12 protein-coding genes are annotated in these 14,698 nt (G+C 71.6%); 10 read left to right on the top strand and 2 right to left on the bottom strand.

The genetic code is table 11. From position 1 onward, the window contains the following. Window positions 1-8: 8 nt before the first annotated feature. The 10 genes from G6R20_RS02860 to G6R20_RS02905 all read left to right on the top strand — a co-directional run bounded on the left by G6R20_RS02860 (window position 9) and on the right by G6R20_RS02905 (window position 12,343). On the top strand, window positions 9-1,640 hold the full coding sequence (locus G6R20_RS02860; RefSeq protein WP_163375510.1) for an AMP-binding protein: 1,632 nt from the start codon (window positions 9-11) through the stop codon (window positions 1,638-1,640). A gap of 114 nt (window positions 1,641-1,754) precedes the next feature. Next, a complete protein-coding gene (locus G6R20_RS02865) occupies window positions 1,755-3,230 on the top strand; it encodes a family 43 glycosylhydrolase (RefSeq protein WP_163375511.1) in 1,476 nt (491 codons plus the stop codon). Between the two features lie 89 nt (window positions 3,231-3,319). Next, on the top strand, window positions 3,320-5,005 hold the full coding sequence (locus G6R20_RS02870; protein WP_240341238.1) for a DASS family sodium-coupled anion symporter: 1,686 nt from the start codon (window positions 3,320-3,322) through the stop codon (window positions 5,003-5,005). Between the two features lie 29 nt (window positions 5,006-5,034). After that, entirely contained in the window at window positions 5,035-6,210 is a 1,176-nt protein-coding gene (locus G6R20_RS02875) for an aminotransferase class I/II-fold pyridoxal phosphate-dependent enzyme (protein WP_163375512.1), read from the top strand. Window positions 6,211-6,277: 67 nt separating this feature from the next. Then, entirely contained in the window at window positions 6,278-6,421 is a 144-nt protein-coding gene (locus G6R20_RS02880) for a hypothetical protein (protein WP_156776009.1), read from the top strand. A gap of 22 nt (window positions 6,422-6,443) precedes the next feature. Next, complete coding sequence (gene purB, locus G6R20_RS02885) at window positions 6,444-7,883, top strand: adenylosuccinate lyase (RefSeq protein WP_163375513.1); 1,440 nt, start codon at window positions 6,444-6,446, stop codon at window positions 7,881-7,883. Window positions 7,884-7,982: 99 nt separating this feature from the next. After that, window positions 7,983-8,180, top strand: coding sequence for a hypothetical protein (locus tag G6R20_RS02890; RefSeq protein ID WP_132064010.1), 198 nt, complete (start codon window positions 7,983-7,985; stop codon window positions 8,178-8,180). Between the two features lie 68 nt (window positions 8,181-8,248). After that, window positions 8,249-9,112: an alpha/beta hydrolase gene (locus G6R20_RS02895; protein ID WP_132064009.1), complete on the top strand. Its 864-nt coding sequence runs from the start codon at window positions 8,249-8,251 to the stop codon at window positions 9,110-9,112. Between the two features lie 70 nt (window positions 9,113-9,182). After that, window positions 9,183-10,076, top strand: a complete 894-nt coding sequence (locus G6R20_RS02900) for a phosphoribosylaminoimidazolesuccinocarboxamide synthase (protein WP_159148578.1) — start codon at window positions 9,183-9,185, stop codon at window positions 10,074-10,076. Beyond that, on the top strand, window positions 10,073-12,343 hold the full coding sequence (locus tag G6R20_RS02905; protein WP_132064008.1) for a S9 family peptidase: 2,271 nt from the start codon (window positions 10,073-10,075) through the stop codon (window positions 12,341-12,343). Before G6R20_RS02900 ends, G6R20_RS02905 begins: the two co-directional genes overlap by 4 nt. A gap of 130 nt (window positions 12,344-12,473) precedes the next feature. Here G6R20_RS02905 and G6R20_RS02910 read toward each other — a convergent pair whose 3' ends face one another. Next, window positions 12,474-14,075 carry an ABC transporter substrate-binding protein gene (locus G6R20_RS02910; RefSeq protein WP_163375514.1) on the bottom strand — a complete coding sequence of 534 codons (1,602 nt, stop codon included), beginning with the start codon at window positions 14,073-14,075 and terminating at the stop codon, window positions 12,474-12,476. A gap of 149 nt (window positions 14,076-14,224) precedes the next feature. Next, window positions 14,225-14,647, bottom strand: a complete 423-nt coding sequence (locus G6R20_RS02915) for a hypothetical protein (protein ID WP_205475711.1) — start codon at window positions 14,645-14,647, stop codon at window positions 14,225-14,227. Between the last annotated feature and the right edge of the window lie 51 nt (window positions 14,648-14,698).

Below are 14,698 nucleotides of genomic sequence, written 5' to 3' on the forward strand. Positions count from 1 at the left end.
CTGGCGGTATGACCGAGAACACCGCGTCCACGCCCCTGTCGCCGGAGCAGTTGCTTGAAATCTACGACGTCCCCGGTGCGAGCGCCGCGGAGTTCCTGTGCGACCGCCACGACCCCGAGGCGGTCGCCTTCACCGTCATCGACGCCGACCTGTCCGGGCGGGACATCACCTACGGCGAGCTGCGGACCGAGAGCGAGAAGGTCGCCGCGGCGCTGGCCGAGCTCGGCGTGGGCGAGGGCGACCGGGTGGCCACGCTGATGTCCAAGTCCGCGGACCTGGTGTTCACCCTCATGGGGATCTGGCGACTCGGTGCCGTCCACATGCCGCTGTTCACCGCGTTCGCGTGGCCGGCCATCGAGATGCGTCTCACCGGTGGCGACGCCAAGGTGGTCGTCTCCGACGCGGACCAGCGCGGAAAGCTCGAGAGCGTCGCCGTCCCGGTGGTCGTCGCCGGCCTGGCGGACTGCCCCGAGGCCCGAGACGGCGACCTCGACCTGGCCACGATCACCGCCGCCCAGCAGCCCTGCCTCGCCGCGGCGGTCACCGGTCCGGACGCCGGCCTGGTCATGCTGTTCACCTCCGGCACCACCGGCACCCCGAAGGGCGTCGTCGTGCCGGTGCGCGCCCTGGCCGCGTTCCACCAGTACATCGAGACGGGCCTGGACGTGCGGGCCGACGACGTGTTCTGGAACGGTGCCGACCCGGGCTGGGCGTACGGCCTCTACTACGGCATCCTCGGCCCGCTGGCGGTCGGCCGTCGGAGCCTGCTGCTGCACGCCCGCTACAGCCCGGAGCTGGCGTTCGCGGTCCTGCAGTACTTCCACGTCACCAACTTCGCGGCCGCGCCGACCGTGTACCGCACCATGCGGGCCAAGCGGGACATCGCGCCGGCCGACGTCACGCTCCGCCGAGCCTCGGCCGCCGGTGAGCCGCTCACCCCCGAGGTGATCGAGTGGTCGACCGAGCAGTTCGGCGTCGAGGTGCGCGACCAGTACGGCCAGACCGAGCACGGGATGTTCATCATCAACCCGTGGCACGACTCGCTGCGTGAGGACGTGCGCCCGGGCTCCATGGGCGTGCCGCTGCCGGGCTGGTCGTGCACCGTGCTCGCCGCGGACTACGACGAGCCCGCCCCCGTGGGCGAGCTGGGCCGCGTGGCGATCGACGTCCCCGCCAGCCCCCTGATGTGGTTCACCGGCTACCACCAGGCCCCGGAGAAGACCGCCGAGCGCTTCAGCGCGGACGGGCGCTGGTACTACACCGGCGACGCCGCCAAGCTCGACGCGGACGGCCACTTCTACTTCTCGAGCCGCGACGACGACGTGATCATCATGTCCGGGTACCGCATCGGCCCGTTCGACGTGGAGTCCGTCCTGGCCAAGCACCCGGACGTGCTCGAGTCGGCGGTCATCGGCGTCCCCGACGACCTGGCCGGGGAGGTCCTCGAGGCGTACGTGGTCCTGCGCGACGGCGTGGAGGGTGGCCCGGAGGCCGAGTCCGGCCTACAGAAGTGGGTCAAGACGGAGTTCGCCGCCCACGCCTTCCCGCGCCGGATCCACTTCGTCCGCGAGCTGCCCAAGACCCCGTCGGGCAAGATCCAGCGGTTCCTGCTGCGCAAGGAGCGCGCCGGACGGGCCTGAGCGCGCCGGACAGGCCTGAGGCGGCCCGCGCCGCACGCTGCCACCGCCGGATCCGCCCCGGCCGAACGCGGTGAACGGGGTTCACACACCCCGTGGCGGGTCTACCCTCAGCACATGAAACCGGCCGCGGCTGCCCGTGCTCTCGTGTCCGCGGCGCTCGTCGTCGTCGTCCCTCTCGCCTCGGCGACCACCGCGGCGACGGCGGCGGCCAACCCGGTGATCTCCTCGGTCGCCCCCGACCCCTCCGTGCAGCGCGGCGCCGACGGGGCGTTCCACGTCCACGCGACCTCGGACGACTGGGGCGACGGCGCCGGGTCCCGCCTCATCCCGCACTTCCGGTCCTTCGACCTGGTGGAGTGGGAGTACGTGGGCGACGCGTTCGCCGCCCGGCCCGCGTGGGCCCCGCCCGGTTCGTTCCTGTGGGCGCCCGACGTCCACATCACCGCGACGGGCGCCGTCATGTACTACACGACCGGGGGCGCAGCACCCTGTATCGGCCGGGCCACCGCGCCGGGCGTCGACGGCCCGTGGACGCACGATCCGGCGCCGATCGTCTGCCACGGCGCCCCGGAGCCGTATCAGGACCTGGATCCCATGGACCCCGAGGTAGTGGTCACCGACGCGGGCCCGGTCATGCTCATGGGGAACTTCGAGGGCATCCACGCGGTGCCGATGAACGCCACCGGCACGGTGCTGGACGGCGACCCCGTGCTCGTCGCCGGCACCGGCGTGGAGGCCCCGGCCGTGGTCACCCGTCAGGGGCGCACGCACCTGTTCACCAGCGCCGGGCTGTGCTGCGACGGGGAGGCCTCGCAGTACCGCGTGCTGGGCGGCCGCGCCGACGGGCTGTTCGGGCCGTACGAGGACAGGACCGGGCGCCCGTTGGTGCAGGCGCCGGGCGAGCCCCTTCCCGGTGACGTCATCCTGCGCGGCGACACCGACTGGGTGGGCCCGGGGCACGTGGACGTGGCCACCGACGACGCCGGCGGGGACTGGATGCTCTACCACGCCGCGCCCCGCGGCAACGCGGTGCTGCCCAGCGGCGTGCAGCGGCGCTACCTCATGCTCGACCGTCTGGACTGGGTGGGCGGCTGGCCGGTCGTCGGGGACGGCACGCCGTCGGAGGCGCGGCCCGCCGATCCGGTGGTCGCGCTCCCCGTCCGACTCACCGCGGTGGGGCAGGCCGCACTGCGACCGGGCGACGACGGCACCGCCGCCGACGACGACGAGGTGATCGACCTCGCGGTGCGGGTCGCCTCCACCGGAACCGCCTATTCCGGCGAGGTCCGGGCCACCATCACCGGCCCGGACAAGCGGCGGCTCGCACTGCCGATCGTGACCGGCACCGGGGACCTGCCGGCCGTCCCGGTGAGCGTGGGCGCCGGGGCGTCGGTGGACCGCCCGCTGACGCTCCGGCCGCCCGCACCGCTCGCCCCGGGCCGCCACGAACTGGTCATCTCGATCGGTGCCGCGGACGGCGGTGTGGCGGAGGAACTGGCGGTGTTCGGCCTCGAGGTCGCCCCGGACGGAACCCTGTCACTCGGATCGGGCGCACTCGGATCCGCCCCGATCGGATCGACCGGCTCCTGATCGGATGTGAGGCCGCCGTCCCGGGGTTACCGTGATCGCCAGAGCACCCCGCTGGGAGGCGTCGGGGTGACCGGCGGAGGGAGCGGGCCATGACCGGCGGGGGCACGGACGCGGGCGGCACCGACGACCGCAGGATCGTGATGGCACCACACCTGAGGGGTCTGGAGCCGGACCGCGACCGTGGGATGGAGGTCGACCAGAAGTCACCCGGCGAGCTCGACCCCGCGGTGCCGCGGGGCGAGTTCATCCGCAGCGTGATCGGCACCGTCGCCGGGCTGGCGGCGGCCGTGCTCGTGTACCTGGTCATGCCGGGCGATCTCGAACACAACGCGCGCCTCACCGCGGCGGTGGCGGTCCTGCTCGGCATCTGGTGGATGACCGAGTGCATCCCCATCCCGGCCACCGCGCTGGTGCCGCTCATCGTCTTCCCCGTCCTGGGTCAGGACGTCTCGGTCAACGACGTGGGCGCCGAGTACGGCAACAACATCATCTTCCTGTTCATGGGCGGCTTCCTCATCGCGATCGCCATGCAGCGCTGGAACCTGCACCGGCGGATCGCCCTGCTCACCGTGCGCGCGATGGGTACCCGGTCGACCCGGGTGGTCGCCGGGTTCATGATCGCCACCGCTTTCCTGAGTATGTGGGTGTCCAACACGGCCACGGCGGTGATGATGCTCCCGATCGGGGTGTCGGTGCTGATGCTCGCCTCCGAGCTCGGTGGGAAGGACCGTGCCGGTGGGGACGGCGCCGGTCGGAACGACGACGAGGACGCGATCCCCCGGATGGACTCCTCGTCCGATCCGCGTTCCGATCAGGTGAAGCAGGCCGTGATCCGGTCGAACTTCGGCACCGCGCTGATGCTGGGCATCGCCTACGCGGCGTCGGTCGGGTCGCTGGCGACCATCATCGGCACCCCGCCCAACACCCTTCTCGCCGGCTATCTGGAGCGCGAGCACGACATCGTCCTGGGTTTCGGTCGCTGGATGCTGGTCGGACTGCCGCTGGCGGTGGTCATGCTCGTGATCACGTGGTTCCTCCTCACCAAGGTGCTGTTCCGTCCCGAGATCGAGCGGATCCCCGGCGGTCGGGCACTGTTCGACGACGAACTGCGCAGGCTCGGCCCGACCTCGTCGGGCGAACGGCGCGTCCTGGCGGTGTTCGTCGCGGCGGCCGTGGCCTGGGTGGCCGTGCCGCTGGTGTGGGAGGACCCGCCGATCTCGGACGCCGGGATCGCGCTCACTGCCGGACTGCTGCTGTTCCTGCTGCCGGCCGGCACCGAGCGCGGGGTGCGGCTGCTCACCTGGGACGCCGCGCTGGGACTGCCGTGGGGCGTGCTGCTGCTGTTCGGCGGCGGACTGGCGCTGTCCGCGCAGTTCTCAGGTTCCGGACTCACCGGGTGGATCGGCGAGCAGGCGTCGGCGCTGGACGCGCTGCCGACCGTCGCGCTGGTGCTCGTCGCGGCCGCCGGGGTCCTGTTCCTCACCGAGCTGACGAGCAACACCGCCACCGCCGCCACGTTCCTGCCGGTGGCCGGCGGCGTCGCCCTCGGCCTGGACCTGGATCCGATGATCCTGGCCGTCCCGGTCGCGCTCGCCGCCACCTGCGCCTTCATGCTCCCGGTGGCGACCCCGCCCAACGCGATCGCCTACGGCTCGGGATACGTGACCATCGGCCAGATGATCCGCGGCGGGATCTGGCTCAACCTGATCGGGTTGATCGCCATCACCGCGGTCACCATGACGCTGTTGGTGTGGGTGTTCGGGCTGACCGTCTGATCGTCTGACCGGCCCGCTAGCGTCGGGGCATGCCCGTCGCACGCGAACCCTCCCGCCGCTCGGCCGTCGAGCCCTTCCACGTCATGAGCGTCCTCGCCGCCGCCGCCCGCCGGCAGGAGACCCACGGCGACGTCATCTCGCTGTGCGCGGGCCAGCCCTCGACCCCGGCCCCCGGCCCGGTACTCGCCGCCGCCCGCCACGCCCTGGACACCGAGATCCTCGGATACACCGAGGCGCTGGGCATCCGCCCGCTCCGCGAGGCGATCGCGGGGTACCGCCGGCGGCGGGACGGGGTGGACGTGACGGCCGACGACGTCGTCGTCACCACCGGGTCCTCCGGCGGCTTCACCGTGCTGTTCCTCGCCGCGTTCGACCCCGGCGACACCGTCGTGATGGCACGCCCCGGCTACCCCGCCTACCGCAACACCCTCCAGGCCCTGGGCTGCCGGGTCCACGAGATCGCCTGCGGCCACGAGACCCGGTACCAACCCACGGTCGCGCAGCTCGAGGCGGTCACGGCGGAACTGGGCCACGCGCCCGCCGGCCTCATCGTGGCGAGCCCGGCGAACCCCACCGGCACGATCATCGACGCGGGCGAACTCGAGGCCCTCGCGCGCTGGTGCGAGGCCCACGGCACGCTGCTCGTCAGCGACGAGATCTACCACGGCGTCACCTACGGCCGGGAGTGCGCGAGCGCGTGGCAGACCAGCCGCGAAGCCGTGGTGATGGGCTCGGTGTCCAAGTACTTTTCCATGACCGGCTGGCGGATCGGCTGGATGCTGTTGCCGGAGTACCTGCGTGACCCCGTGGACCGTCTGATCGGCAACCTCACCATCTGTCCGCCCGCCGATGCCCAGTTCGCCGCCGTCGCCGCGTTCACCGAAGCCGCTGCCGCCGAGCTGGACGGGCACGTCCAGCGGTACGCCCGAAACCGCGACCTGGTCCTGCGCAGACTGGGCGAGCTGGGCGTGGGGGAGATCGCCCCTCCGGACGGCGCCTTCTACGCGTACTTCGACGTCTCACGCTGGACCGACGACTCGGTGGCGTGGTGCGCGGAGGTCCTCGAGCGAACAGGGGTCGCGTTGACGCCGGGCGTCGACTTCGACACCGTCGACGGTGGCCACACCGTCCGGCTGAGCTTCGCCGGCGGCACCGAGGAGATCGCCGAGGCGATGGACCGGCTGGAGGCCGTGCTCGCCCCGTAGGTACCGGCCCCGCGGGCGGCTGTGATGTACGGCCCCGCCGGCGCCCGCGGAGCGCTACGGTCGGCGCATGGGTTCCGCCGAGATCATCACCGCCATCGTCTACGTCACCCGGCCGTGGCTGCTGGCGCAGGCTCCGCTCACGGTGGAGCAGGTCTACCTCAACGCCCGGGAGATCCTGGCCGGGTCCACCGGCGGCTCGATGATCTCCTGACCGGGCTGCGATACTGGGGGGCGTGACCGCCCAGAGCAGCAAGCCCCGCATCTCCAACGTCCTCGCCTCGCGCTACGCGAGCGCCGACCTGGCCACGCTGTGGTCCGCCGAGCACAAGATCGTGCTCGAGCGGCAGCTGTGGATCGCGGTGCTGCGCGCACAACGCGACCTGGGCATCGACGTCCCCGACGGGGTGATCGAGGCCTACGAGGCGGTGATCGACCGCGTCGACCTCGGCTCGATCGCCGAGCGCGAGCGCGTCACCCGGCACGACGTCAAGGCCCGCATCGAGGAGTTCAACGCCCTCGCCGGCCACGAGCACATCCACAAGGGCATGACGAGCCGGGACCTCACCGAGAACGTCGAGCAGCTCCAGGTGGTGCGGTCACTCGAGCTCGTCCGCGACCAGGGCGCCGCCGCGGTCCGGCGTCTGGCCGAGCACGCCGTCGCCCACCGCGACACCGTGATGGCCGGGCGCAGCCACAACGTCGCCGCGCAGGCCACCACGCTGGGCAAGCGTTTCGCCTCCGCGGCCGACGAACTGCTGGTGGCGTTGGAGCGCGTGGAGTCGTTGCTCGAGCGGTACCCCCTGCGCGGCATCAAGGGCCCGATGGGCACGGCGCAGGACATGCTCGACCTCCTCGGTGGCGACGCCGCCAAGCTGGCCGAGCTCGAGGGGCGGATCGCCGAGCATCTCGGCTTCGCCCGCACCTTCGACTCGGTGGGCCAGGTCTACCCGCGGTCGTTGGACCACGAGGTCGTCTCGGCGCTCGTCCAGCTCGGCGCCGGCCCGTCGTCGTTGGCGCAGACCATCCGGCTCATGGCCGGGCACGAGCTGGTCACCGAGGGCTTCCAGCCCGGCCAGGTCGGCTCGTCCGCGATGCCGCACAAGATGAACACCCGCTCCTGCGAGCGCGTGAACGGTCTGCAGGTCGTGCTCCGCGGTTACGGCTCCATGGCCGCCGAACTCGCGGGCGCGCAGTGGAACGAGGGCGACGTCTTCTGCTCCGTGGTGCGTCGTGTCGCGCTGCCGGATGCGTTCTTCGCCCTGGACGGCATGTTCGAGACGTTCCTCACCGTGCTCGACGAGTTCGGCGCCTACCCGGCCGTGATCGACAAGGAGCTCCAGCGCTACCTGCCGTTCCTCGCCACCACGAAGGTCCTCATGGCCGCGGTGCGCGCCGGGGTCGGCCGCGAGGTCGCCCACGAGGCGATCAAGTCCAACGCGGTGGCGGTGGCGCTGGCCATGCGCGAGGAGGGCCGCGAACCCGATCTGCTGGACCGGCTCGCCGCCGACGACCGGCTGCCGCTGGATCGCGCCGCGCTCGAGGAGGCGCTCGCGGATCGTGCCGCGTTCGTCGGCGCTGCCGGCGACCAGGTCGACGCGGTCGCCGCCCGCGTCGAGGCGCTCGTGGCCCGCCACCCGGAGGCGGCCGGCTACGCGCCGGGTTCGATCCTCTGACAGCCTGTCCGTAACTCGCCGGGCCCCCCGCCCGATAAGTCCTGTACACCGACGGAGGCGGGGCCCTCCCGTCGCCGAGTGACAGGGAAGGACCACAGCATGGTCACGAGGCCCAGCGGCTCCCTCGGGGGCGCACTGTACGACGTGTTCGGGATGATCCAGGCCGGGTTCGCCACCGCCAGTTCGGCCGTCGGGATCGACCCGGGGGCGTTCATGCAGCAGTTCTACGTTCCGATCGCGTTCTCTCTGATGCCGCTCGGCGCCGGCAGCCTCATCTTGGACCAGCTCGGGATCTGAGGCCTTTGCCCGATCGGCCCCAGGCGATCGGCCTCGGCCCCGGGCGGGCTGGCACTAGTCTGTGCAGCATGCGCCAGACCCCCATCCCCGTCCCCGGCACCTCCGGCCTGCAGGCGACCCTGCACCACGCTGACCAGCCCCGGGCGTTGCTGCTGCTCGTGCACGGCTTCGCCGAGCACTCCGGCCGGTACGGGCGGACGATCCGCTTCCTCACCGACCGGGGGATCAGTGTTGCCTCCTACGATCTGCGCGGCCACGGCACGGCTCCCGGGCCCCGCGCCAAGGTGTCGATAGAGACGCACATCCGCGACAACCTCGCGGTGCGTGACGCGGTGGTGGAGTGGAGCCGGTCCGCCGAGGGCGGCGGGGCCGAGTCCCTGCCCCGGCTGCTGATGGGGCATTCGATGGGCGGGTTGATCGCGGGGGAGTCCGCGCTCCGGCGGCCGTGGGACCTCAAGGGCCTCATCCTCTCCTCGCCCGGGCTCGTCGTGGGCGAGGGGACACCGGCACCGCTGCGCGTGGCGGCGCCCGTGATCGCTCGTCTCCTGCCGTTCCTGCCGGTGGAGAAGCTCGACCCGCACGACATCTCCCGAGTGCCCGAGTACGTCGAGGACTACACCTCGGATCCGCTGGTCCACCACAAGGGCGTGCCCGCGGTGACGGCGGGGACGATGCTCGCCGGCGGCCTCAAGTTCATCGAGCGGTCGCCGGCACTGCGGTTGCCGACGCTGATCCTCAACGGCTCGGCCGACACCATCACCTACCCGTCGGGCGCGCGGCGCTTCGCGCAGATCGCCGGTTCGGACCACGACCCGCGCCCGGAGATCACCTACCGGGAGTTCGAGGGCGGCCTCCACGAGCTGTTCAACGACCTGTGCGCCGAGGACGCGTACGCGGCGTTGGGGGAGTGGCTCGAGGCCCGACTGGGCTGAGTCCGACCAACCACGGGTGGGGGCCGACGGTCTCGACTCGGGACGTGGGCGTCCGGCTACGCTGGCCGTCATGCGACCCGATCTCTCCTCTTACCGCCATCTCGTCTCCGGAAAGGTCCGCGAGCTGTACGAGATCGACGGTGAGACGCTCCTCCTGGTGGCCACCGACCGCATCTCCGCCTACGACCACGTCCTCGGCACGCCCATCCCGGACAAGGGCCGCGTGCTCACCGCGATGAGCGCCTACTTCTTCGACGCCCTCGACGTGCCCAACCACCTGGCCGGGACGCTGGACGACGAGCGCATCCCGCTCGAGGTGCTCGGCCGCGCGATGGTGGTCCGTCGACTCGACATGGTTCCGGCCGAGTGTGTGGCCCGCGGTTACCTGACCGGGTCGGGGATGACCGAGTACCGGGAGTCGGGGACCGTGTGTGGCATCGAGCTGCCCGGGGGCCTGGTCGAGGCCAGCCGACTGCCCGAGCCGATCTTCACCCCGGCCACCAAGGCGGCGGTGGGGGATCACGACGAGAACATCTCGTTCGATCAGCTCAGCGGGATCGTCGGGGCCGAGCTGGCCGAGCAGCTGCGTACGGCGACGCTGGACGTCTACGCGCGGGCCGCGGAGATGGCGGCCGAGCGCGGAGTGCTGCTGGCCGACACCAAGTTCGAGTTCGGCCTGGTCGACGGGGAGCTGATCCTGGCCGACGAGGTGCTCACCCCGGACTCATCGCGCTACTGGCCCGCTGACGAGTATTCGCCGGGCCGTGTGCAACCGAGCTTCGACAAGCAGTACGTGCGGAACTGGTTGACGGGCCCGGAGGCGGGCTGGAACTCCGATGCCGACACCCCGCCACCGGCTCTGCCGCAGGAGGTCGTGGACGCGACCCGGGCGCGCTACATCGAGGCCTACGAGCGCATCTCGGGCCGCTCGTTCGCCGACTGGATCGGGGGCGACGCAGCGTGAGCTCCACCGAGACGACCGACACCGACACCGCAGCCACCGACACCGCCGCCGCCGCGACCGCCACCACAGCCACCACCACGGGGCAGACGCCCACGCCGCCGCAGGCCGAGCGCCGTCCCTTCCGTCGCGAGCACCACGGCCGCGTCTTCGTCGACGACTACGAGTGGTTGCGCGACAAGGACGCTCCCGCGACCCGTGCCTACCTCGAGGCGGAGAACGCCTACACCGATGCGATGACCGCCGACCTCAAACCCCTGGAGGACGAGGTCTACGAGGAGATCCGCTCCCGCGTCAAGGAGACCGACATGTCGGTTCCGGTGCGCGCCAGCGGCTGGTGGTACTTCTCGCGCACCGAGGAGGGCCGCTCGTACGCCAGGCACTGTCGGGTCCCGGTCCCGCAGCAGTTCGTCGACGACCCGTCGGACCCTGCGGGCTGGGTTCCGCCCGAGGTCTCCCCGGGCGTGGAGTTGCCGGGTGAGCAGTTGCTCCTCGACGGAAACGCCGAGGCGGAGGGTCACGACTACTTCGCGCTGGGCGCGTTCTCGGTCAGCCACGACGGCCGCGCACTGGCGTGGGCCACCGATACCGAGGGCGACGAGCGGTACACGCTGCGCTTCCGCTCGCTCGACCCGGACTACACGGCCCCGGACGAGGAGATCTCCGGGATCGCCGCCGGCGTGACCTGGTCCCGCGATGGCCGGTACGTCTTCTACGTCACCGTCGATGACGCCTGGCGACCGGACACGGTGTGGCGTCACCGGCTGGGCACGACGAGGGACGACGACGACAAGGTCTTCCACGAGCCCGACGAGTCCTACTGGATCGGGGTCGGCGAGACACGCAGCGAGAAGTTCCTGCAGATAGCGGCGGGGTCCAAGATCACCACCGAGGTGTGGTGCCTGGACTCGAACGATCCCGCCGGCGAGTTCTGGTGCGTCCGGCCGCGGCAGGAGGGCGTCGAGTACGACGTCGAGCACGCGGTCGTCGGTGGCGAGGACCGGTTCATCATCACCCACAACGACGGCGCCCCGAACTACGAGGTGGTCGAGGCGCCTGTCGGTCCGATCGAGGGCGAGCTGCGGGATCTGCGCACGCTGGTGGCCCACCGCGACGACGTCCGGGTGGAGGGCGTGGACGCCTTCGCGCGCGTGCTGGTGCTGGGGTACCGCGAAGCGGCGCTGCCGCGGTTCGCGCTGATGCCGCTCGAGCAGGGGTCCACGGCGGGAGTCGAGGCGTACGGGCGGTTCGAGCCCGTCGAGTTCGACGAGGAGCTGTACACCTCCGGTCCGGGGTCCAACCCGGAGTGGGACTCGCCGGTCCTGCGGTTCGGCTTCGGTTCGTTCGTCACGCCGGGCCGGGTCTACTCGCTCGACCTCGCCTCGGGGGAGCGGACGCTGCTGCGTGAGCAGGAGGTGCTCGGCGGGTACGACCCGAGCGGCTACGTCCAGCGACGCGACTGGGCGACGGCCGCGGACGGCACCCGGGTGCCGATCTCGCTGGTGATGTCCACCGGCACCGCCGCCCGCGTCGATGCCGGCGAGCAGGTGCCGACGCTGCTGTACGGCTACGGCTCGTACGAGACCAGTATCGATCCCGCGTTCTCGGTGGCGAGGCTCTCGCTGCTCGACCGGGGGATGGCCTTCGCCGTGGCGCACGTGCGGGGCGGCGGTGAGATGGGTCGGCTCTGGTACGAGAACGGCAAGACGCACACGAAGCGCAACACCTTTACCGACTTCGTCGACTGTGCGCGACACCTGGTCGACTCCGGGCTCACCTCCCCGGACCGGCTGGTCGCCGAGGGCGGCAGTGCCGGTGGACTACTGATGGGGGCGGTCGCGAACCTGGCCCCCGAGTTGTTCGTGGGCATCCAGGCCGTGGTGCCGTTCGTCGACCCGCTCACCTCGATCCTCATGCCGGAGCTGCCGCTGACGGTGATCGAGTGGGACGAGTGGGGCGATCCGCTGCACTCCGAGGAGGTCTACGACTACATGGCCTCGTACGCCCCGTACGAGAACATCGAGGCCAAGGACTATCCGGCCATCCTCGCGGTGACCTCGCTCAACGACACCCGGGTGCTGTACGTGGAGCCCGCCAAGTGGGTGGCCAGGCTGCGGGCGGTGTCCCCGTCGGCCAACTCGGCGGACCGGCCGGTGCTGCTGCGCTGCGAGATGAGCGCGGGTCACGGGGGAGTGTCCGGGCGCTACGAGCGGTGGCGTCAGACCGCGTTCGAGTACGCGTGGACCCTCCGCACGGCGGGCGCAGGCTAGACCCGCCCGGCCCGCCCGGCCCGCCCCACCCCGCCTCGCGCTACCCCGGACAGCCCGCGGCCCCGGATCCCGTGGAGATGTCTCCGGGATCCGGGGCCGTCGGTGTTCGAGAGGCGGGCGGGCCGCGCGATTACTCCTGGACGAACGCCCCGTCGAAGAACATCGTGGAGTAGAGGCTCGGCGAGACGCCCTTGACGGAGTCGTCGACCACCACGTACTCCTGCGCATTGGCCATAACGGCGAACGGCACGACCCGGTTGTAGACCTCCTGCAGGTCGGTCGCCGCGGCCTTCTGCGCCTCGAGGTCGCCGGCGGCCTTGAACGCGGTCACGGCCTTCGTGAGCTCGGGGTCGTCGACGCCCGGGATGTTGAGTGAGCCACCGGGGGTCATGGCGCTGGCGAAGGTGGAGGCCGGGTCGGCGTCCGAGGGGGACAGCCCGCCGATGACGGCCTCGTAGTCGCCGGTGAACTGGCGGGCCACGACCTGCGCGACCGGCTGGCTCTGGATGGTGACGTTGAAGCCCGCCGCGTCGAGCAGCGCCTTCACCGCCACGCCGGACTCCATGTTCTCCGGGCTGTCCGCCACGAGCAGGGTGAGCTCGCCGTTCCAGTCCGGACGGTCGGCCTTGACCTCGTCGATGAGGGCGGTGGCCTGCTCGACGTCGAACTCGGGCCCCTGCTGCCCGTCGTAGAAGCGTGAGGACTCCGCGATGATGGAGGACGTGGGCTGGCCGAGACCGCCGGTGAGGCGCTGATCGATGAGCTCCCGGTCGAGCGCCATGGCGAACGCCTGACGGGCCCGCTCGTCGGTGAGGACGCCGTCGTATCCGGCGTTACCGGCGTTGAGGTTGACGATGGAGCCGGCGCTGGTGATGGTCTCGAAGCCCCGGTCGCCGGCGTCCTGGGCGGCGGTGACGGTCTTGGCGCCCCGCAGGAACCCGACCTGGACCTCGCCGGTCTGGAACGCCTCGTAGGTGCCCTGGGAGCCGGGGATGCGGATGAACTCGAGGGTGGGGCAGACGGGACCGCCGTAGTAGTCCGGGTTGGGCTCCAGCACCAGCTCCTGGTCCGGGATGTACTCGGAGACCGTGAACGCGCCGGCACCGATCGGGTTGCGGGCCCACCGGGCGGGGTCCGCGGCCTCGTAGGCGTCCTTGGGGATCACCTCGCCCGCGGTCCCGGCCAGCAGGATCGGGAAGCCGGCCCACGGTTCGGTCAGCGTGAACTCGACGGTCAGCGGGTCCACCACGCGGGCCTGCTCCACCTGCATCGCGTCGGTCATCGCGTTGGAGACGGTCTTCGGGTCCTTGTGGAGGTCGATCGTGAACGCGACGTCCTCGGCGGTGAGCGGATCGCCGTTGGAGAAGGTGACGCCGTCGCGGAGCGTGAGCGTCCACACGGTGTTGTCGTCATTCGCCTCGAGCGACTCGGCCAGCTTGGGCTCGAACTCGGCGGCCTCGGGGTTCCACCGCATGAGGCGGTCGTAGACGGCCGCGGACTCGGTGGCCCCGCGGACACCGAACTGGCCCTGGCCGGGCGCGAACGAGGGGAGCATCGCGTACTCGCCCATGGTGATGGTGCCGCCGACGCGGTCGGCGGTGCAGCGCTCGGACTGGTCCGGGGCGGTGGCGCCGGAGGCCGAGACGGTGGGATCGGCTCCGCCTCCTCCGCATGCGGTGAGCGCGAGGGTGGTCGCGGCGAGGACGGCCAGGGCGCTGGTGGCGCGGGTCATCTGTTCTCCTGATCGTGAGGGGCGGCGGGCCGGTCGGCTCGCCGTGGGTGTTTCCGGCACAGAGATGCCCCGGGCTCTCACCGGTGGGCGGGAGCCCGGGGCACGTCTGTGTGGTTCGGGCGCGGCCCGTCAGGACCGCGGGGGAGTGATCACTCCTTCACGAACGCCCCGTCGTACAGGACGGTCGAGGACAGGGTCGGGGTGAGTCCGCCGACCGTGTCGGAGACGGCCACGTACTGCTCGGCGTCGGCCATCACGGTGAACGGCTGCACCTCGTTGAAGACCTCCTGCAGGCGGGTCATCGCCTCCTTCTGGGCGTCGAGGTCGGCGGCGGCCTTGAGCTCGTTGACCGCGGCGGTGAGCTCGGGGTCGTCGATGCCCGTGAGGTTGGTCGCGCCGGTCGGGGTGAATGCGCTGGCGAACGTGGACGCCGGGTCGGCGTCCGAGGTGGCCAGGCCGCCGATCACGATCTCGTAGTCACCGGTGAACTGCCGCGCGGTGACCTGGGAGACCGGGGCGTTCTCGATCTGGACGTTGAACCCGGCCGCGTCCAGAAGCGCCTTGGCGACCACGCCGGCCTCGACAAGGGCGGCTGGGTCGACAGGCTCGTCTCCATCATCAGC

It is taken from the genome of Dietzia sp. Alg238-R159, assembly GCF_900537145.1.
Taxonomy (GTDB): Bacteria; Actinomycetota; Actinomycetes; order Mycobacteriales; family Mycobacteriaceae; genus Dietzia; species Dietzia kunjamensis.